Below are 17,557 nucleotides of genomic sequence, written 5' to 3'. Positions count from 1 at the left end.
GGAGTTATTTTTGGATAACGTAGCAGATATCATGAAAACGTTATTTTGGTATGTCATTATCTACGGAAGTTTGATTCTTATTGCCTATCCTGTTAAAGAAGGTGGAGATAAGACATTACTGGGTATGAAACCAAAATATTTACTTCAAAAATTTCTAGAACTAATGGCATTTCCCATTGCTATAGGTATTCTAGTAAATGTACTAAGTTAAATGAGTCCAATCACAGGGGTTGATAAACCAACCTCTGTTTTTCGGTAAAAAGGGATTAAACCTGATTGGTTTGGGTCTTGCCTCATTAATATAAAAGAAAGGAATTGAACCCGACCTAGATTGAGGTTTCGTTCCGTAATATTAATAGAAAGGAATAAGGGTGTTCGTAATTGAACTCGAGCGGAAAGCTTGGAAATTAGATAAACTTCCTAAGAAATCAGGATTTCTTGTTGGTTTCCTAAATTTCAGTCGCTTTCTGTTCGCTCTTAGTATCTTGTATGAACAATACTGAATTTTATGATCGTCTGGGGGTGTCAAAAAACGCTTCGGCAGACGAGATCAAAAAGGCTTATCGTAAGCTTTCAAAAAAATATCACCCAGATATCAACAAGGAGCCTGGCGCTGAGGAAAAATACAAGGAAGTTCAAGAAGCTTATGAGACTTTGAGTGATGACCAAAAACGTGCAGCCTACGACCAATATGGGGCTGCGGGTGCCAACGGTGGCTTTGGTGGTGCTGGCGGTTTCGGTGGCTTTGACGGAGCAGGTGGCTTCGGTGGTTTTGAAGATATCTTCTCAAGTTTTTTCGGAGGAGGCGGAGCTTCGCGCAATCCAAATGCTCCTCGTCAAGGGGATGACCTCCAGTATCGTGTGAATTTGACTTTTGAAGAAGCCATCTTCGGAACGGAAAAAGAAGTGAAATACAACCGTGAGGCAAGCTGTCGTACATGTAATGGATCTGGTGCTAAGCCAGGGACAAGTCCAGTCACTTGTGGACGCTGTCATGGCGCTGGTGTTATTAACGTCGATACGCAGACTCCGCTTGGTATGATGCGCCGCCAAGTAACCTGTGATGTCTGTCATGGTCGCGGAAAAGAAATCAAAGATCCATGTACAACTTGTCACGGAACAGGTCATGAAAAACAAGCTCATAGCGTACATGTGAAGATCCCTGCTGGTGTGGAAACAGGCCAACAAATCCGCCTAGCGGGTCAAGGTGAAGCAGGCTTTAACGGTGGTCCTTATGGAGACTTGTACGTGGTGGTTTCAGTAGAAGCTAGTGATAAATTTGAACGTGAAGGAACGACTATATTCTACAATCTGAACCTCAACTTTGTCCAAGCAGCCCTTGGAGATACTGTGGAAATTCCAACCGTGCATGGCGATGTTGAATTGGTCATCCCAGAAGGAACTCAGACAGGCAAGAAATTCCGTCTACGTGGCAAGGGAGCGCCGAGCCTTCGTGGTGGTGCCGTTGGTGATCAATATGTTACAGTCAATGTCGTGACTCCGACAGGCTTAAACGACCGCCAAAAAGCAGCCTTGAAGGAATTCGCAGCTGCAGGTGACTTGAAAGTCAATCCAAAGAAAAAAGGCTTCTTTGACCATATAAAAGATGCCTTTGAAGGAGAATAAAGTAAAAAGAGCCGTCGGGCTCTTTTTTTGTTATCTTTGAAAATTTAGCGCCGAAAATCATTTTCCAGTTAGCCTACTATTTATACTTTTGAGTGAGCAAGCCAGCTGCATCCATGTCCTGAATGAGTTGCTTGATTTCTGCTTCTTTGCCAGGCTTAACGGTGATGGTATCAATGTGGTTGATTGCCGAGTTATCCTGAATATCCACTAAAGTCAAAGCTTTTTCATAGAATGCAATTCCTTTTTTTAGACTTTCCTGATCATTCCAAAAGAGAAGTGAGTAATTGGGATTAAATTTCTTTCCGATTTCTTGGAGATACTTCTCGCTTTCTTTCTCTAAAAACTGCAATAAACCATGATTGAACAAGTTATCCCCTACTTTATAGTATGAAATTTCTCCTGTCTGGAGGACATAGACTTCGAGTCGATTTTTGGTGAGTTTCGGACTTTCTTTTAGGACTGGGTGGCTATTGATAACCTCATCTGGGAAAGTAACATAAAAATTTAAGCCTCCACCCTCGAATTGATACCTTCCATTTGATTCTACTTTCTCAGGAGGGAGGTCAAGGGAGATAAAGATTTGTTTTAAGGTTTCATTCCCTTTTTGGATGTCACCCGGTGAGGCCTTGAAAAGATTCATCAGTAGTAGAAATGCCAAGGCTGCAAGCAGGCAGAGGCAACCACAAGGGATCGCGATGACCTTTGCTAGAACTTTTAAAAACTGTTTCACTTTCATTCCCTCCCTTTTCTGTTCGAATCTAGTAACCCAAAATGGATTTAAGGAAAGTTGGAGGATTTACTATTCTTGTTTTTCTTCTTGGAGGACCGCCATTCTGGTTTGGAAATCTTTTTCCAAGACTTTAAATTTATAGGTCAAATCTTTTTGATATTCCTTGATAAGAGCTTTTTGTTGGTCGATGATTTGTATGCTGTTTTGGATGATATCTAAATCATCCTTAATGGCCTCGACACGGTCGCTAGTATCCATAAATTCCTCTGTGATGGCTTGGCGATTTTTCACGACAAAATAACTTCCAGCTGCAGCTCCTGCGAATAGCAGTAGATTTGATAGTTTCATGGCATCTCCTTAAGCGTTTTTAATGGTTTCAGCGACTTGGGCAAGTTTGTCAAAGTCAGGTTCGTGGACGATAAAGTCAATCTTGAGGTCATCTTCTGCACCATAGCGAGGTACGAGGTGCACGTGAGTATGAAAGACTGTTTGACCAGCAACTTCCTCACAGTTGGCGATGATATTCATGCCGACAGCCTTGGTAGCCTTCATAACTTTTTGAGCTACCAGTGGCACTTGGGCAAAGAGTTGGCTAGCACTTGAGGCATCCATCTCCAAAAGATTGCGATAGTGCTCTTTGGGTACGACTAAGGTGTGTCCAGGAGTTACTTGAGAGATATCAAGAAAGGCAAGAACCTGCTCATCCTCGTATACTTTTGAAGCAGGAATCTCCCCTGCGATGATCTTACAAAAAATGCAATCTGACATAAAATCCACCTCTACTGTATTGAATTTTGATATAATATAGCTACATTATACCAGATTCGGAGAAAATATGTTAGAAATTAAAAACCTGACAGGTGGCTATGTTCATGTCCCTGTCTTGAAAGATGTGTCCTTTACAGTTGAAAGTGGGCAGTTGGTTGGTTTGATTGGTCTTAACGGTGCTGGGAAATCAACGACTATCAATGAGATTATCGGTCTTTTGACGCCTTACAGTGGGGAAATTAAGATTAATGGTTTGACCCTGCGAGAAGATGCGACCAACTATCGCAAGCAGATTGGCTACATCCCAGAAACGCCTAGCTTGTATGAGGAATTGACCCTCAGAGAGCATATCGAAACGGTGGCTATGGCTTACGGTATTGAGCAAAATGTGGCTTTTGAGCGAGTAGGATCTTTGTTAAAAATGTTTCGTTTGGATCAAAAATTAGATTGGTTTCCTGTGCATTTTTCCAAAGGGATGAAGCAGAAGGTTATGATTATCTGTGCTTTTGTGGTGGATCCGAGTCTTTTCATCGTGGATGAGCCTTTTCTTGGTCTAGATCCCTTGGCGATTTCAGACTTGATTCAGCTTTTGGAAGTGGAAAAGCAAAAAGGCAAGTCCATTCTCATGAGTACCCATGTGCTAGATTCGGCGGAAAAGATGTGTGACGCCTTTGTTATCCTCCACAAGGGAGAGGTGCGGGCTCAGGGGAATCTCCAGCAACTCCGCGAGGCCTTTGCCATGCCTGAAGCGAGTTTGAATGATATTTACTTGGCTCTGACCAAAGAGGAGGAGCTATGAAAGACTTGTTTTTAAAGCGAAAGCAGGCTTTTCGTAAGGAATGTGTCGGTTATCTGCGTTATGTTCTCAATGACCACTTTGTCTTGTTCCTGCTGGTTCTCATTGGTTTTCTAGCTTACCAGTACAGTCAACTCTTGCAAGATTTTCCTGAAAATCATTGGCCTATTCTCTTGTTTTTGGGGATTGTCTCTGCCTTGCTTTTAGCTTGGGGAGGAATCGCGACCTACATGGAAGTACCTGACAAGCTCTTTCTCTTAGTCAGTGAAGAGGAGGTCAAGTCCCACCTCAAAGGGCAGACGGTGCGCTCACTGGTCTTTTGGCTATTGGTACAGACTCTCTGCTTACTTCTTTTTGCGCCCTTGTTTTTAGCCATGGGTTATGGCTTGCCAGCCTTTTTTGCCTATATGCTTTTATTGGGGATTGGGAAATACCTCCTCTTTCGCCAAAAAGCCAGTAAATTTTATACTGAGACTGGTCTTGACTGGGACTATGTGATTGCCCAAGAAAGCAAGCGCAAGCAAGTCTTGCTTCGTTTCTTTGCTCTCTTTACTCAGGTCAAGGGAGTTTCAAATAGTGTCAAACGTCGCGCTTATCTGGATTTTATCCTTAAAGTAGTTCAGAAAGTGCCTGGCAAGATTTGGCAAAACCTCTATCTTCGTTCTTACCTGCGAAATGGAGACCTCTTTGCCCTTAGTCTACGTCTGCTCTTGCTTTCTTTGTTAGCGCAGGTCTTTATCGAGCAGTCTTGGATTGCGACGGCAGTAGTGGTTCTGTTTAACTATCTCTTGCTCTTTCAGTTATTGACCCTCTATCATGCCTTTGATTACCAATACTTGACCCAGCTCTTTCCATTAGAAAAAGGAGAGAAAGAGAAGGGATTGAAACAGATTGTAGTCGGTGTGGGAAGTGTCGTTCTTTTGTTGGAATTGCTGGTCGGAGCAGTGATTTTTCAAGAAAAAATAGCCTTGTTGACTCTTGTAGGGGCTAGTCTCTTCCTACAATTGTTTTATTTACCTTACCAACTGAAAAGACTGGTTGACGAATAGACCAAAAACTAGTAGAATAGTAAGGAAACTTTATACGGAGGAAAGAAATGGACTTGGGTGATAATGAGCTAACGCTGACCCCTATACCTGGGAAGAGCGGCAAGGCTTATATGGGAAGCTACCCTGATGGGAAGCGCGTCTTTGTAAAAATGAACACCTCTCCAATCCTACCTGGCCTAGCCAGAGAACAAATCGCTCCTCAATTACTATGGACTCGTCGTTTAGCGGATGGCCGTGATATGTGTGCCCAGGAATGGTTGACGGGCAAAATCTTGACACCGCACGATATGAACCGCAAGCAGATCATTAATATCTTGACACGTCTTCACCGCTCACGTCCCTTGATGAAGCAGTTGAGCCGTTTGGGGTATACCATGGAGACGCCAGTAGACTTGTTGCAGTCTTGGAGGCAAGAAGCACCTGAAGTCTTGAAACGACATCAGTACTTAAATTCGGTGATTGATGATTTGCGCAGAACGGTTCCAGGCTTTAGGGAAGATCATGCAACGATTGTGCATGGGGATCTTCGCCATAGTAATTGGATTGAGACAGAGAGTGGGCTTGTTTATCTAGTGGATTGGGATTCGGTTCGCCTGACGGATCGCATGTTTGATGTGGCGCATATGCTGTGTCATTATATTCCAGATCATCAGTGGCGTCAATGGTTGAGAGACTACGGCTATAAGTACAATCAGACAGTGTTAGATAAATTGTATTGGTATGGTCAGTATTCTTACTTGAGCCAGATTACCAAATACTTTGTAAATCAAGATTTAGATAATGTAAACCGGGAGATTTATGCCTTGCGTGTCTTCCGTGACAAGTATGGAAAGAAAAGATGAGAGTTAGAAATCGTAAAGGGGCGACAGAGTTACTAGAGGCCAATCCCCAGTATGTTATCCTCAATCCCTTGGAAGCTAAAGGGAAATGGCGAGACTTGTTTGGAAATGATCATCCGATTCATGTTGAAGTAGGGAGTGGGAAAGGGGCCTTTGTATCTGGAATGGCCAAGCAAAACCCTGACATCAACTACATCGGGATTGACATTCAAAAGTCTGTATTGAGTTATGCCTTGGATAAGGTATTAGAAGTTGGAGTTCCTAATATCAAGTTGTTGTGGGTAGATGGTTCTGATTTGACGGACTACTTTGAAGACGGTGAGATTGATCGTCTCTACCTAAACTTTTCTGATCCTTGGCCTAAAAAACGCCATGAAAAACGTCGTTTGACCTACAAGAGTTTCTTGGATACCTTCAAGCGCATTTTGCCTGAGAATGGGGAAATCCATTTCAAGACAGACAATCGTGGCTTGTTTGAGTACAGCTTGGTGAGTTTTTCTCAGTATGGGATGAAACTGAACGGAGTTTGGTTGGACCTGCATGCCAGTGATTTTGAAGGCAATGTCATGACGGAATATGAGCAAAAATTCTCCAGCAAAGGTCAAGTGATCTACCGAGTTGAGGCAGAATTTTAAGAAATAGCTTGAAAACCAGCTGTTTGAGTGCTTATACTTTACATAAATTGACAAACGTGCTATACTGATAGTAAGAATATGAGAAAGAGAGGCGGGGAAATATCTTCGCCTCTTGCTTATGAGGAGGTGGACGCAATCGCAACAATCGTAGAATTAGTCAGAGAAGTTGTAGGACCTGTCATCCAAGCGCCTTTCGAGCTCGTGGATATCGAGTATGGAAAGATTGGCAGTGATATGATTCTCAGTATTTTTGTAGATAAACCCGAAGGAATTACCTTGAACGACACGGCAGACCTGACAGAAATCATCAGTCCTGTCCTAGACACTATCAAGCCTGATCCCTTCCCAGAACAATATTTTCTAGAAATCACCAGTCCAGGCTTGGAACGTCCTTTGAAAACCAAGGATGCTGTCGCTGGAGCTGTTGGGAGATACATCCATGTCGGGCTCTACCAAGCCATTGATAAACAAAAAGTCTTTGAAGGAACTTTGGTATCCTTTGAAGAGGACGAGTTGATTATGGAGTATATGGACAAGACACGTAAGAAAACTGTCCAAATTCCATACAGTTTAGTATCAAAAGCACGTTTAGCAGTAAAACTATAGAAAAGAAAGGATAGCTTTTGAGGATTCAAAAGTGAAGAAAACATGAGTAAAGAAATGCTAGAGGCCTTCCGCATTTTGGAAGAAGACAAGGGAATCAAAAAAGACGACATCATCGACGCAGTAGTAGAGTCGCTTCGTTCCGCTTATCGCAGACGCTATGGTCAATCTGATAGCGTAGCCATTGACTTCAATGAAAAAACAGGTGACTTTACAGTTTATACTGTCCGTGAAGTTGTTGATGAAGTGTTTGATAGCCGTTTGGAAATCAGCTTGAAAGATGCTCTTGCCATCAATTCAGCCTATGAACTTGGAGACAAGATCAAGTTTGAAGAAGCACCAGCTGAGTTTGGTCGTGTAGCAGCCCAGTCTGCTAAACAAACCATCATGGAAAAAATGCGCAAGCAAACACGTGCCATCACTTACAATACTTACAAGGAACATGAACAAGAAATCATGTCTGGTACAGTAGAACGCTTTGACAACCGTTTCATCTATGTCAATCTTGGCAGTATTGAAGCCCAATTGTCAAAACAAGACCAAATCCCAGGAGAAGTTTTTGCTTCTCATGACCGTATCGAAGTCTACGTTTACAAGGTTGAAGACAATCCTCGTGGTGTCAATGTATTTGTTAGCCGTAGCCATCCAGAGATGATTAAGCGTTTGATGGAGCAAGAAATTCCAGAAGTTTATGACGGAACTGTTGAAATCATGAGTGTAGCTCGTGAAGCAGGTGACCGTACCAAGGTTGCTGTTCGTAGCCACAATCCAAACGTGGACGCTATCGGTACAATCGTTGGTCGTGGTGGTGCCAATATCAAGAAGATCACCAGCAAATTTCACCCAGCTCGTTATGATGCCAAGAGCGACCGTATGATTCCTGTTGAAGAAAACATCGACGTTATTGAATGGGTAGCGGATCCAGCTGAGTTTATCTACAATGCCATCGCACCTGCAGAGGTTGACCAAGTTATCTTTGATGAAAATGATAGCAAACGTGCCTTGGTCGTTGTACCTGATAACAAGCTTTCTCTTGCTATCGGTCGTCGTGGACAAAACGTTCGCTTGGCAGCTCACTTGACGGGTTACCGTATCGATATCAAGTCTGCCAGTGAGTTTGAAGCTATGGAAGAAGCAGGTCAAGTGGATTACGCAGCTGCGGATGAATTGACCGAAGAATAAAAGCTGCTAGAGGAGGGAAAGATGAAAACAAGAAAAATCCCTTTGCGCAAGTCTGTTGTATCTAACGAAGTGATTGACAAGCGTGATTTGCTGCGCATTGTCAAGAACAAAGAAGGAGAGATCTTTATCGATCCGACAGGCAAGGCCAATGGCCGTGGCGCTTATATCAAGCTAGACAATGCAGAAGCCCTAGAGGCAAAAAAGAAGAAAGTCTTTAACCGTAGCTTTAACATGGAAGTGGAAGAAAGCTTTTATGACGAGTTGATCGCCTATGTGGATCACAAAGTAAAAAGAAGAGAGTTAGGACTTGAATAAGCAAAAGATAAGCAATCTCTTGGGTCTTGCTCAGCGAGCAGGCAGGATTATATCGGGTGAGGAATTGGTGGTCAAGGCTATCCAAGACCAGAAAGCCAAGCTAGTCTTTCTAGCCCATGATGCTGGCCCCAATCTAACCAAGAAGATTCAAGATAAAAGTGACTATTATCAAGTAGAAGTTATAACCGTGTTTTCAACACTGGAATTAAGCATAGCAGTCGGAAAATCGAGAAAGGTTTTGGCTGTGACAGATGCTGGATTTACAAAGAAAATGAGGTCTCTTATGGAATAGAAGAGGAGGACATGATTTGTCTAAGAAAAGATTGTACGAAATCGCAAAAGAACTTGGAAAAGAAAGTAAAGAAGTTGTAGCGCGTGCAAAAGAGTTGGGCTTGGATGTAAAAAGCCACTCATCGAGCGTGGAAACCGCTGCTGCTGAGCAAATCGCAGCTAGTTTTAAATCTGCATCCGCTCCTAAGGCAGAAGTAAAACCTGCAGTACCAAAAGTTAGTGTAGAAAAGAAAGCAGAAAAGCCTGTTTCAACTAAACCAGCTGTAGCCAAGGAAGAGGCAAAACCTGCTGAGCCAGTCGCTCCTAAAACAGAAAAAGTAGCAGCTAAACCGCAAAGTCGTAATTTCAAGGCGGAGCGTGAGGCACGTGCCAAAGAGCAGGCAGAGCGACGCAAACAAAACAAGGGCAATAACCGTGACCAACAACAAAATGGCAACCGTCAGAAAAACGACGGGCGTAATGGTGGCAAACCTGGTCAAGGAAACCGCGATAATCGCCGATTTAACGACCAAGGGAAAAAACCACAAGGTCAAGGAAATCGTGGCAATGATCGCCGTCAGCAACAAGACTTCCAGCCAAAACAAGCTGGACCACGTGTTGACTTTAAAGCCCGTGCGGCAGCCCTAAAAGCAGAGCAAAATGCAGAGTACGCACGCTCAAGCGAGGAGCGCTTCAAACAATCGCAAGCTGCCAAAGAAGCCTTGGCTCAAGCTAATAAACGCAAGGAACCTGAGGAAATCTTTGAGGAAGCTGCTAAGTTAGCTGAACAAACTCAGCCAGCCGTAACAGTAGCTCCTGTAGCGAAAGAAGCGCCAGTGGATACACGTCGTAAAAAACAAGCTCGACCAGACAAAGAACGTGGCGATTATGATCACGAAGAAGATGGTCCTAGAAAACAACAAAAGAATCGAAGTAGTCAGAATCAAGTGAGAAATCAAAGAAATAGTAACTGGAATAACAATAAGAAAAATAAAAAAGGGAACAAGCAAAACAACCGTAACCAGACTCCAAAACCTGTTACAGAACGTAAGTTCCATGAATTGCCAAGCGAATTTGAATATACGGATGGTATGACTGTTGCGGAAATCGCAAAACGTATCAAACGTGAACCAGCTGAAATCGTTAAGAAACTCTTTATGATGGGTGTTATGGCCACACAAAACCAATCTTTGGATGGTGACACCATTGAACTCCTATTGGTAGATTATGGTATCGAAGCCAAACAAAAGGTTGAAGTGGACAATGCGGACATCGAGCGTTTCTTCGTCGAAGATGGTTATCTCAATGAAGATGAATTGGTTGAGCGTCCACCAGTTGTGACCATCATGGGACACGTTGACCATGGTAAAACAACCCTCTTGGATACCCTTCGTAACTCTCGTGTTGCGACAGGTGAAGCGGGTGGTATCACTCAGCATATCGGTGCCTACCAAATCGTTGAAAACGGCAAGAAGATTACCTTCCTTGATACACCAGGACACGCGGCCTTTACATCTATGCGTGCGCGTGGTGCATCTGTTACCGATATCACCATCTTGGTCGTAGCGGCAGACGACGGTGTTATGCCTCAGACTATCGAAGCCATCAACCACTCAAAAGCGGCGAATGTTCCAATCATCGTAGCCATTAACAAGATTGATAAACCAGGTGCCAACCCAGAACGCGTTATCGGTGAATTGGCAGAGCATGGGGTTATGTCAACAGCTTGGGGTGGAGATTCTGAATTTGTCGAAATCTCAGCTAAATTCAACCAAAACATCGATGAACTCTTGGAAACAGTCCTTCTTGTGGCTGAAATCCAAGAACTCAAGGCAGACCCAACAGTGCGTGCTATCGGTACGGTTATCGAAGCTCGCTTGGATAAAGGAAAAGGTGCGGTTGCAACCCTTCTTGTTCAACAAGGTACTTTGAATGTTCAAGACCCAATTGTTGTCGGAAATACCTTCGGTCGTGTCCGTGCCATGACCAATGACCTTGGTCGTCGTGTCAAGGTTGCAGGCCCATCAACACCAGTTTCTATCACAGGTTTGAATGAAGCGCCAATGGCAGGTGACCACTTTGCTGTTTACGAAGATGAAAAATCTGCGCGTGCAGCAGGTGAAGAACGTGCCAAACGCGCGCTCATGAAACAACGTCAAGCTACCCAACGTGTTAGCCTTGAAAACCTCTTTGATACGCTCAAAGCTGGTGAACTCAAATCAGTTAATGTTATCATCAAGGCCGACGTCCAAGGTTCGGTTGAAGCCCTTTCTGCCTCACTTCAAAAGATTGACGTAGAAGGTGTGAAAGTTACTATCGTTCACTCGGCAGTTGGTGCTATCAACGAATCTGACGTGACACTTGCGGAAGCTTCAAATGCCTTTATCGTTGGTTTCAACGTACGACCTACACCACAAGCGCGCCAACAAGCAGAAGCTGACGATGTAGAAATCCGTCTCCACAGCATTATCTACAAGGTTATCGAAGAGATGGAAGAAGCTATGAAAGGTATGCTTGATCCAGAATTTGAAGAAAAAGTTATCGGTGAAGCAGTTATCCGTGAAACCTTCAAGGTATCTAAAGTGGGAACCATTGGTGGATTTATGGTTATGAGTGGTAAGGTTACCCGTGATTCTAAAGTCCGTGTCATCCGTGACGGTGTCGTTATCTATGACGGCGAACTCGCAAGCTTGAAACACTACAAAGACGATGTGAAAGAAGTTACAAACGGTCGTGAAGGTGGATTGATGATTGATGGCTACAATGATATCAAGACTGATGATGTGATTGAGGCGTATGTCATGGAAGAAATCAAGAGATAATAGAGAAACGATAGCCGATTTGACTCGTCGTCAACAGCGCCTTGATGAACCCCTAGTTCTATCTAAGGCTTGTTTCCTAGATTCAAATGGCTCTAGTTCCTCTATCTAATAAAAATAGCTAGGTCTGCTGGCCTAGCTTTTGGTTCAAAGTAGAGAAAGGAATATCATGGCAAATCATTTCCGTACGGATCGTGTGGGCATGGAAATCAAGCGTGAAGTCAATGAGATTTTGCAAAAGAAAGTCCGTGATCCTCGTGTCCAAGGTGTGACCATCACTGATGTTCAGATGCTAGGTGACTTGTCTGTTGCCAAGGTTTACTACACCATTTTGAGTAACCTTGCTTCGGATAACCAAAAAGCTCAAATCGGGCTTGAAAAAGCAACTGGCACCATCAAACGTGAACTTGGTCGCAATTTAAAATTGTACAAAATTCCAGATTTGACCTTTGTCAAAGACGAATCCATCGAATATGGAAACAAGATTGACGAGATGCTACGCAATCTGGATAAGAATTAAGAAAGAGGGGATGACCCCTCTTTTTTGTTGCCGGACTAGTCTATTTGCTAATCACCGATATGTTGCACTTGTAAAACGCAGTTTAAAAAATTTGTAAATTTCAAATAGTATGATATGATAAAGCATAATATGAATGAAAAATGGAGATACAAATGGCTAAACAAGATATAGCTATGCAAGTATTGCAACAAGTGGTGAAACTTCCTGTAGTCAAAGTTGATCGAGAGAAATTTTTGGTGGAAAAGTTTTCTAAGGAATTAGATCGCAAGGATATTGCAACCTTATTAGAACAAGGGCCGACTTCTTTGTTACCTCAGGAAAGTTTGGACCGAGTGGCAAAGGCCTGTATTAAGGACAATGTATTGCTGGCCAGCGGCACTTCGGTATTGGCAGGGCTACCTGGAGGCCTTGCCATGGCAATTACTATTCCAACAGATGTAGCCCAGTTTTACGCTTTCTCATTAAAACTAGCTCAGGAACTAGGGTATATTTACGGATTTGATGATCTCTGGGCATCACGCAATGAGTTGAGCGAAGAAGCTAAAAACACACTCCTACTGTATCTCGGTGTGATGCTGGGAGTAAATGGTACAGCTGCATTGCTTCGAGCGGGAGGTGTAGCCGTTGCTAAGCAAGTGATGAAAACCGTTCCCCAGAAAGCCTTGACAAAGACGCTTTGGTATCCGATTTTGAAAAAAGTTTTGAAAATTTTTGGAGTCAATCTGACAAAAGGAGGATTAGCCAAAGGAATGGGGAAATTTATTCCCATCCTAGGTGGTATTATTTCAGGTGGCTTAACATTTGCGACCATGAAGCCGATGGGTGAAAGCTTGCAACAGGAATTGTCCAAGCTAGTCAACTATAACGAAGAACAATATCAAGAAGACATAGAAACTATTCGAAAAGAAGCAGAAATCATCGAAGGTGAGTAATATGGGATTCATTAAAATTCTAGCCAAGACTTACGGGAATTACTTTTTTGTGATGCAAAGCGTCAAAGTTCTGAAAAACATGAAAAAAGATGACAATGCTTTAGTAGGTTTTGGGAAAGTACTGCTTGCTGACAAGCTGATGGATGTAGCCCAGTGGCTCGCAAAACCAGAGGACAAAGAATGAAAATCTTTTTGAGTATTTTTGTTTTACTTTTTATAAAACCAATTTTAGGTCTTATTAGGCTATTTTGGGAAATTCTAAAATTTTTCTTTCAAATAATTTTTTATAAAGCTGTTTTCAAAATTATTGATTGGATATTTAGGATATTATAAAACTATGCAGGCATATAGTTAAGGGCTATTTCGTTTTCATCATATTAATAAACTTCATTACAAAGAAATAGAAATTCGTACGAAACTTAAATCACTTTTAGTGCAGAGATTTCATCTCCAAAGAGGTTACTTAAAGGCAAATGAAAGAAACTGGCAGGAACTCCACTGCTAGTTTTTTAATCTCTTCCCATATGGTATAATATAAGCAGCAAAATCATTTTAGAACATACATGGAGGTCGTCATGGACAATATTATCGATGTGTCAATTCCCGTTGCGGAAGTGGTGGACAAGCATCCGGAAGTCTTGGAAATCCTAGTAGAGCTCGGTTTTAAACCACTTGCTAATCCCTTGATGCGCAACACAGTTGGTCGCAAAGTATCGCTCAAACAGGGTTCTAAGCTTGAAGGAACTCCTATGGACAAGATTGTCCGCACGCTGGAAGCGAACGGCTATGAAGTGATTGGATTAGACTAATGGCAGATGAACGGATTCATATCCTACGGGATATTTTGTTAGAATTGCATAATGGCGCCTCTCCTGAGTCAGTTCAGGAGCGTTTTGATGCGACCTTTACAGGTGTCTCGGCAATTGAGATTTCTCTCATGGAGCACGAGCTGATGAACTCAGACTCAGGTGTCACCTTTGAAGATGTCATGGAGCTCTGTGATGTCCATGCTAATCTTTTTAAAAACGCTGTTAAGGGTGTGGAAGTAGAGGATACCGAGCATCCTGGCCACCCCGTTCGCGTCTTCAAGGATGAAAATCTGGCCCTCCGTGCGGCCTTGATTCGCATTCGGAGATTGTTAGATACCTATGAGTCTATGGAAGACGAGGAAATGCTGGCGGAGATGCGCAAGGGTTTGGTTCGTCAAATGGGGCTTTTGGGGCAATTTGATATCCACTATCAGCGCAAGGAAGAGCTTTTTTTTCCCATCATGGAGCGCTATGGTCACGATTCACCTCCTAAGATCATGTGGGGAGTGGATGATCAGATTAGAGAACTCTTTCAGACAGCTCTAGCGACAGCCAAGTCACTACCAGAAGTAGCGATTTCCACTGTAAAGGAAACTTTCGAAGCTTTTGCGACAGAGTTTGAAAGTATGATTTTCAAGGAAGAGTCCATCCTTCTCATGATTCTCCTCGAGTCTTTCACCCAGGATGATTGGATTCAGATTGCGGAGGAGAGCGATGCCTACGGCTATGCCATCATCCGTCCGTCTGAGAAATGGATTCCAGAACGACAGCGTTTTGTTGAGGAAAAGAGCGCAGAGGAGCCAGTACAACTAGACACGGCTGAAGGTCAAGTTCAGCAAGTTATTGATACGCCTGAAGGTCAGTTTACCATTATCTTTACCCCTAAGGAAAAGGAAGCGGTGCTGGACCGTCATAGTCAACAGGCTTTTGGCAATGGCTATCTCTCCGTCGAGCAGGCCAACCTCATCCTCAATCACCTCCCCATGGAGATTACCTTTGTCAATAAAGACGATATTTTCCAGTATTACAATGACAATACGCCAGCTGATGAGATGATTTTCAAACGGACGCCGTCCCAAGTCGGGCGCAATGTCGAGCTTTGTCATCCGCCCAAGTACCTAGACAAGGTGAAAGCTGTTATGCAAGGTCTTCGTGAAGGGGTCAAGGACAAGTATGAAATGTGGTTCAAGTCTGAGTCCCGAGGTAAGTTTGTCCACATCACATATGCTGCGGTACACGATGAGAACGGAGAATTTCAAGGCGTGCTAGAGTACGTTCAGGATATCCAGCCCTACCGAGAGATTGATACGGACTACTTCCGTGGATTAGAATAAGGAGAAGCAATGAGTTACGAACAAGAATTTATGAAGGAATTTGAAGCCTGGGTTAATACCCAGATCATGATCAATGACATGGCGCACAAGGAAAGTCAAAAAGTCTACGAAGAAGACCAAGACGAACGTGCCAAAGATGCCATGATTCGCTACGAGAGTCGCTTGGATGCTTATCAGTTTTTGCTTGGTAAGTTTGAAAATTTCAAGGCAGGCAAGGGATTCCATGATTTACCAGAAGGCTTGTTTGGTGAGAGAAACTATTAAAATTCAGATACTTTCTTGATTTTTTGCCAAAATCTTGATAAAATATCTTTATTAAATCCTTGTCAGAGCAGGGATTTTTTATTGAAAGGATTTTATCATGTCAAAGAAACTCCAACGTAAAAAACAATTGCGAAATAGCCTTCGTCGTTCAGGTGCCTTTTCAACTACAGTGACCAAGGTTGTCGAAGAGACTAAGAAAGTCGTGAAACATGCAGAAAAATCTGCCAGCCAAGCAGGAAAAGTTGTCTCTAAAAAAGTGGAACAAGCAGTAGAAGCGACCAAGGAACAAGCTCAAAAAGTAGCCAATTCTGTAGAAGATTTCGCAGCTACTTTGGGTGGCCTCTCAGTAGATCGCGCTAAGACTTTCTATGATGAAGGCATCAAGTCAGCTTCTGACTTTAAAAACTGGACTGAAAAAGAACTCCTTGCCTTGAAGGGAATCGGCCCAGCTACCATTAAGAAATTGAAAGAAAACGGCATCAAGTTCAAGTAATTTTTCTTGTTCCTTGCATTTCCGTGAAAAACTTGCTACAATAAAGCCATCAGAGGTGTTTTGAATCCCACATTTTACAGAAAGTGGCGGAGCTGAGAAGTCCACAAATGTGTCAAAACTGGTTGCTGATGGATAAAAAATGAAATAAAAGTGTCTTTGTATATCCTTCAAAGACAAGAGTTGCGGGCCTTGCCCGAAATTGGGTGGTACCGCGGATAAACACATTCGTCCCTGTCATGTAGATGGCAGGGGCGATTTTTTTTATGGAAAGTGAGGGCTGAAGATGGAGCAAGCACAATTACCAGAACGATTAGAAACGGAGCGTCTCGTCTTACGAGTCCGCACAGTGGCGGATGCCGAAGATATCCATGCCTATGCTAGTCTGCCAGAAGTTGCCTATCCAGCAGGCTTTCCACCCGTCAAGACCTTGGAAGATGAGATTTATTATCTGGAGTATATTCTGCCCGAGCGTAATGAAAAGAACAATCTCCCAGCAGGCTATGGAATTGTCGTTAAAGGAACCGATAAAGTCATCGGATCTGTTGATTTCAACCATCGGCACGAAGACGATGTACTGGAGATTGGCTATACCTTGCACCCAGACTATTGGGGACGTGGTTATGTACCAGAAGCGGCGCGTGCCTTGATTGACCTAGCTTTTAAAGAATTGAATCTACATAAAATTGAATTGTCTTGCTTTGGATATAACTTTCAAAGTCAACGAGTCGCAGAGAAGCTTGGTTTCACTCTCGAAGCTCGCATCCGAGACCGCAAAGACGCTCAAGGCAATCGCTGTGATAGTCTGGTATATGGCTTGCTGAAGAGTGAGTGGGAGGACGGTAATAACTGTTAGTTGAACTGTTCGATAATTTCGAACAGTTGGGAGATAATATTAGTAATTCAAAGAGAGGTGAAAAAAAGTGAATACAGATCAGATTATTAGTCTTCTCAGTGGAGCTGGTATAGGAGCTGTCCTAAGTGCATTTTTAACATTCATAAATAGTAGCAAAAAGAATAAACTTGATTTTATAACTAAAGAGCGTTCAGAGTGGAGAAAAGATATCCAAGCTATTTTAGATGACTTGGGTAAAGTAGGTAAACGTTCAGAAGCTATTCAACGCTTAAAATCACGAATTAATCCATATGGAAAGAATTTAACTGCTGAAGACAAAGACTCTTTTTATTTGCATGACGGTCATATATGGAGGTTGATTAAAAAAATTGATATATCTAATACTGAACAGGTAGAAGAGTTAGCCGATTATGTTCGTTTGCTTTGGAAGTACGACTGGGAGAGGTCTAAGTATGAGATAAGATTTGACATTATTAATAGCTTTATATACTTTTTACTTGTTGTCGAACCTATATCCAATTCTTTATTAATTCTGATTAAATTTGAAGAGCTGTGGGTTCAAGTTGAACTGTTCTGTATATCTATTTTAATGATATTAGGTACCTTCCACTTCAAAGAATTCACTAAAAAAATTAAAGAATGGACAAGATATGAATTAGTATATTTTGGTTTGTTAACTTCGGCAATGAGTATTAGCTCAGGGTTTATGTTGTATTGGAT

Annotated in this window: 22 protein-coding genes and 1 pseudogene; 20 read left to right on the top strand and 3 right to left on the bottom strand. The window is 42.6% G+C overall.

Features of this window, described 5'->3' with window-relative positions; translation table 11 throughout:
• Window positions 1-10 precede the first annotated feature (10 nt).
• Both D8804_RS07185 and dnaJ read left to right on the top strand, forming a co-directional pair.
• On the top strand, window positions 11-211 hold the full coding sequence (locus D8804_RS07185) for a hypothetical protein (RefSeq protein ID WP_023917214.1): 201 nt from the start codon (window positions 11-13) through the stop codon (window positions 209-211).
• 278 nt (window positions 212-489) lie between these two features.
• Window positions 490-1,626: a molecular chaperone DnaJ gene (gene dnaJ, locus D8804_RS07180; RefSeq protein WP_001066316.1), complete on the top strand. Its 1,137-nt coding sequence runs from the start codon at window positions 490-492 to the stop codon at window positions 1,624-1,626.
• A gap of 76 nt (window positions 1,627-1,702) precedes the next feature.
• Here dnaJ and D8804_RS07175 read toward each other — a convergent pair whose 3' ends face one another.
• The 3 genes from D8804_RS07175 to D8804_RS07165 all read right to left on the bottom strand — a co-directional run bounded on the left by D8804_RS07175 (window position 1,703) and on the right by D8804_RS07165 (window position 3,124).
• Complete coding sequence (locus tag D8804_RS07175) at window positions 1,703-2,362, bottom strand: hypothetical protein (protein WP_125399298.1); 660 nt, start codon at window positions 2,360-2,362, stop codon at window positions 1,703-1,705.
• A gap of 63 nt (window positions 2,363-2,425) precedes the next feature.
• A complete protein-coding gene (locus D8804_RS07170; protein WP_125399297.1) occupies window positions 2,426-2,704 on the bottom strand; it encodes a hypothetical protein in 279 nt (92 codons plus the stop codon).
• 9 nt (window positions 2,705-2,713) lie between these two features.
• Window positions 2,714-3,124 carry an HIT family protein gene (locus D8804_RS07165; RefSeq protein ID WP_125399296.1) on the bottom strand — a complete coding sequence of 137 codons (411 nt, stop codon included), beginning with the start codon at window positions 3,122-3,124 and terminating at the stop codon, window positions 2,714-2,716.
• 67 nt (window positions 3,125-3,191) lie between these two features.
• Between D8804_RS07165 and D8804_RS07160 the strand changes: the two genes are divergently transcribed.
• From D8804_RS07160 to D8804_RS07075, 18 genes and pseudogenes are all read left to right on the top strand, one after another.
• Window positions 3,192-3,923 (top strand): ABC transporter ATP-binding protein, encoded by a 732-nt coding sequence (locus tag D8804_RS07160; protein WP_125399295.1) that lies wholly within the window; start codon window positions 3,192-3,194, stop codon window positions 3,921-3,923.
• A complete protein-coding gene (locus tag D8804_RS07155; protein ID WP_125399294.1) occupies window positions 3,920-4,969 on the top strand; it encodes an ABC transporter permease in 1,050 nt (349 codons plus the stop codon). The genes D8804_RS07160 and D8804_RS07155 overlap by 4 nt, the downstream gene beginning before the upstream one ends.
• 47 nt (window positions 4,970-5,016) lie before the next feature.
• Window positions 5,017-5,811 (top strand): cell cycle regulator CcrZ, encoded by a 795-nt coding sequence (gene ccrZ, locus D8804_RS07150; protein WP_084976038.1) that lies wholly within the window; start codon window positions 5,017-5,019, stop codon window positions 5,809-5,811.
• Window positions 5,808-6,443 (top strand): tRNA (guanosine(46)-N7)-methyltransferase TrmB, encoded by a 636-nt coding sequence (gene trmB, locus D8804_RS07145; protein WP_125399293.1) that lies wholly within the window; start codon window positions 5,808-5,810, stop codon window positions 6,441-6,443. The genes ccrZ and trmB overlap by 4 nt, the downstream gene beginning before the upstream one ends.
• A gap of 126 nt (window positions 6,444-6,569) precedes the next feature.
• Window positions 6,570-7,049, top strand: coding sequence for a ribosome maturation factor RimP (rimP, locus tag D8804_RS07140; protein WP_125399292.1), 480 nt, complete (start codon window positions 6,570-6,572; stop codon window positions 7,047-7,049).
• A gap of 42 nt (window positions 7,050-7,091) precedes the next feature.
• Window positions 7,092-8,228 (top strand): transcription termination factor NusA, encoded by a 1,137-nt coding sequence (gene nusA / locus D8804_RS07135; protein ID WP_125399291.1) that lies wholly within the window; start codon window positions 7,092-7,094, stop codon window positions 8,226-8,228.
• 21 nt (window positions 8,229-8,249) lie between these two features.
• Complete coding sequence (rnpM, locus tag D8804_RS07130; protein WP_000857555.1) at window positions 8,250-8,543, top strand: RNase P modulator RnpM; 294 nt, start codon at window positions 8,250-8,252, stop codon at window positions 8,541-8,543.
• A complete protein-coding gene (locus D8804_RS07125) occupies window positions 8,536-8,835 on the top strand; it encodes a YlxQ-related RNA-binding protein (RefSeq protein ID WP_001041396.1) in 300 nt (99 codons plus the stop codon). The genes rnpM and D8804_RS07125 overlap by 8 nt, the downstream gene beginning before the upstream one ends.
• A 16-nt stretch (window positions 8,836-8,851) precedes the next feature.
• Window positions 8,852-11,635: a translation initiation factor IF-2 gene (gene infB, locus D8804_RS07120; protein WP_125399290.1), complete on the top strand. Its 2,784-nt coding sequence runs from the start codon at window positions 8,852-8,854 to the stop codon at window positions 11,633-11,635.
• A gap of 166 nt (window positions 11,636-11,801) precedes the next feature.
• On the top strand, window positions 11,802-12,152 hold the full coding sequence (gene rbfA / locus D8804_RS07115; RefSeq protein ID WP_001273601.1) for a 30S ribosome-binding factor RbfA: 351 nt from the start codon (window positions 11,802-11,804) through the stop codon (window positions 12,150-12,152).
• A 152-nt stretch (window positions 12,153-12,304) separates the two neighbouring features.
• Window positions 12,305-13,084, top strand: coding sequence for a hypothetical protein (locus D8804_RS07110; RefSeq protein WP_125399289.1), 780 nt, complete (start codon window positions 12,305-12,307; stop codon window positions 13,082-13,084).
• A gap of 1 nt (window position 13,085) precedes the next feature.
• Window positions 13,086-13,268 carry a hypothetical protein gene (locus D8804_RS07105; RefSeq protein WP_000505782.1) on the top strand — a complete coding sequence of 61 codons (183 nt, stop codon included), beginning with the start codon at window positions 13,086-13,088 and terminating at the stop codon, window positions 13,266-13,268.
• A 391-nt stretch (window positions 13,269-13,659) separates the two neighbouring features.
• Window positions 13,660-13,893, top strand: a complete 234-nt coding sequence (locus tag D8804_RS07100) for a DUF1858 domain-containing protein (protein ID WP_000368739.1) — start codon at window positions 13,660-13,662, stop codon at window positions 13,891-13,893.
• Window positions 13,893-15,227, top strand: coding sequence for a DUF438 domain-containing protein (locus D8804_RS07095; protein WP_125399288.1), 1,335 nt, complete (start codon window positions 13,893-13,895; stop codon window positions 15,225-15,227). The genes D8804_RS07100 and D8804_RS07095 overlap by 1 nt, the downstream gene beginning before the upstream one ends.
• A gap of 9 nt (window positions 15,228-15,236) precedes the next feature.
• Entirely contained in the window at window positions 15,237-15,491 is a 255-nt protein-coding gene (locus D8804_RS07090) for a DUF1912 family protein (RefSeq protein ID WP_000119707.1), read from the top strand.
• A gap of 97 nt (window positions 15,492-15,588) precedes the next feature.
• Window positions 15,589-15,984, top strand: a complete 396-nt coding sequence (locus tag D8804_RS07085) for a helix-hairpin-helix domain-containing protein (protein WP_125399287.1) — start codon at window positions 15,589-15,591, stop codon at window positions 15,982-15,984.
• Window positions 15,985-16,267: 283 nt separating this feature from the next.
• Window positions 16,268-16,837 (top strand): GNAT family N-acetyltransferase, encoded by a 570-nt coding sequence (locus tag D8804_RS07080; protein WP_125399286.1) that lies wholly within the window; start codon window positions 16,268-16,270, stop codon window positions 16,835-16,837.
• 67 nt (window positions 16,838-16,904) lie between these two features.
• A pseudogene (locus D8804_RS07075) lies at window positions 16,905-17,557 on the top strand (hypothetical protein); the annotation flags it as partial.

The sequence above is a fragment of the Streptococcus oralis genome, from assembly GCF_003944215.1.
Taxonomy (GTDB): Bacteria; Bacillota; Bacilli; order Lactobacillales; family Streptococcaceae; genus Streptococcus; species Streptococcus oralis_BI.
This window is presented reverse-complemented; position numbering and strand designations above follow the sequence as displayed.

Coding starts and splice junctions, on each gene's coding strand:
- dnaJ (WP_001066316.1), top strand. CDS start 490: ATGAACAATACTGAATTTTATGATCGTCTGGGGGTGTCAAAAAACGCT.
- D8804_RS07175 (WP_125399298.1), bottom strand. CDS start 2,362: ATGAAAGTGAAACAGTTTTTAAAAGTTCTAGCAAAGGTCATCGCGATC.
- D8804_RS07170 (WP_125399297.1), bottom strand. CDS start 2,704: ATGAAACTATCAAATCTACTGCTATTCGCAGGAGCTGCAGCTGGAAGT.
- D8804_RS07165 (WP_125399296.1), bottom strand. CDS start 3,124: ATGTCAGATTGCATTTTTTGTAAGATCATCGCAGGGGAGATTCCTGCT.
- D8804_RS07160 (WP_125399295.1), top strand. CDS start 3,192: ATGTTAGAAATTAAAAACCTGACAGGTGGCTATGTTCATGTCCCTGTC.
- D8804_RS07155 (WP_125399294.1), top strand. CDS start 3,920: ATGAAAGACTTGTTTTTAAAGCGAAAGCAGGCTTTTCGTAAGGAATGT.
- ccrZ (WP_084976038.1), top strand. CDS start 5,017: ATGGACTTGGGTGATAATGAGCTAACGCTGACCCCTATACCTGGGAAG.
- trmB (WP_125399293.1), top strand. CDS start 5,808: ATGAGAGTTAGAAATCGTAAAGGGGCGACAGAGTTACTAGAGGCCAAT.
- nusA (WP_125399291.1), top strand. CDS start 7,092: ATGAGTAAAGAAATGCTAGAGGCCTTCCGCATTTTGGAAGAAGACAAG.
- rnpM (WP_000857555.1), top strand. CDS start 8,250: ATGAAAACAAGAAAAATCCCTTTGCGCAAGTCTGTTGTATCTAACGAA.
- rbfA (WP_001273601.1), top strand. CDS start 11,802: ATGGCAAATCATTTCCGTACGGATCGTGTGGGCATGGAAATCAAGCGT.
- D8804_RS07110 (WP_125399289.1), top strand. CDS start 12,305: ATGGCTAAACAAGATATAGCTATGCAAGTATTGCAACAAGTGGTGAAA.
- D8804_RS07105 (WP_000505782.1), top strand. CDS start 13,086: ATGGGATTCATTAAAATTCTAGCCAAGACTTACGGGAATTACTTTTTT.
- D8804_RS07100 (WP_000368739.1), top strand. CDS start 13,660: ATGGACAATATTATCGATGTGTCAATTCCCGTTGCGGAAGTGGTGGAC.
- D8804_RS07095 (WP_125399288.1), top strand. CDS start 13,893: ATGGCAGATGAACGGATTCATATCCTACGGGATATTTTGTTAGAATTG.
- D8804_RS07090 (WP_000119707.1), top strand. CDS start 15,237: ATGAGTTACGAACAAGAATTTATGAAGGAATTTGAAGCCTGGGTTAAT.
- D8804_RS07085 (WP_125399287.1), top strand. CDS start 15,589: ATGTCAAAGAAACTCCAACGTAAAAAACAATTGCGAAATAGCCTTCGT.
- D8804_RS07080 (WP_125399286.1), top strand. CDS start 16,268: ATGGAGCAAGCACAATTACCAGAACGATTAGAAACGGAGCGTCTCGTC.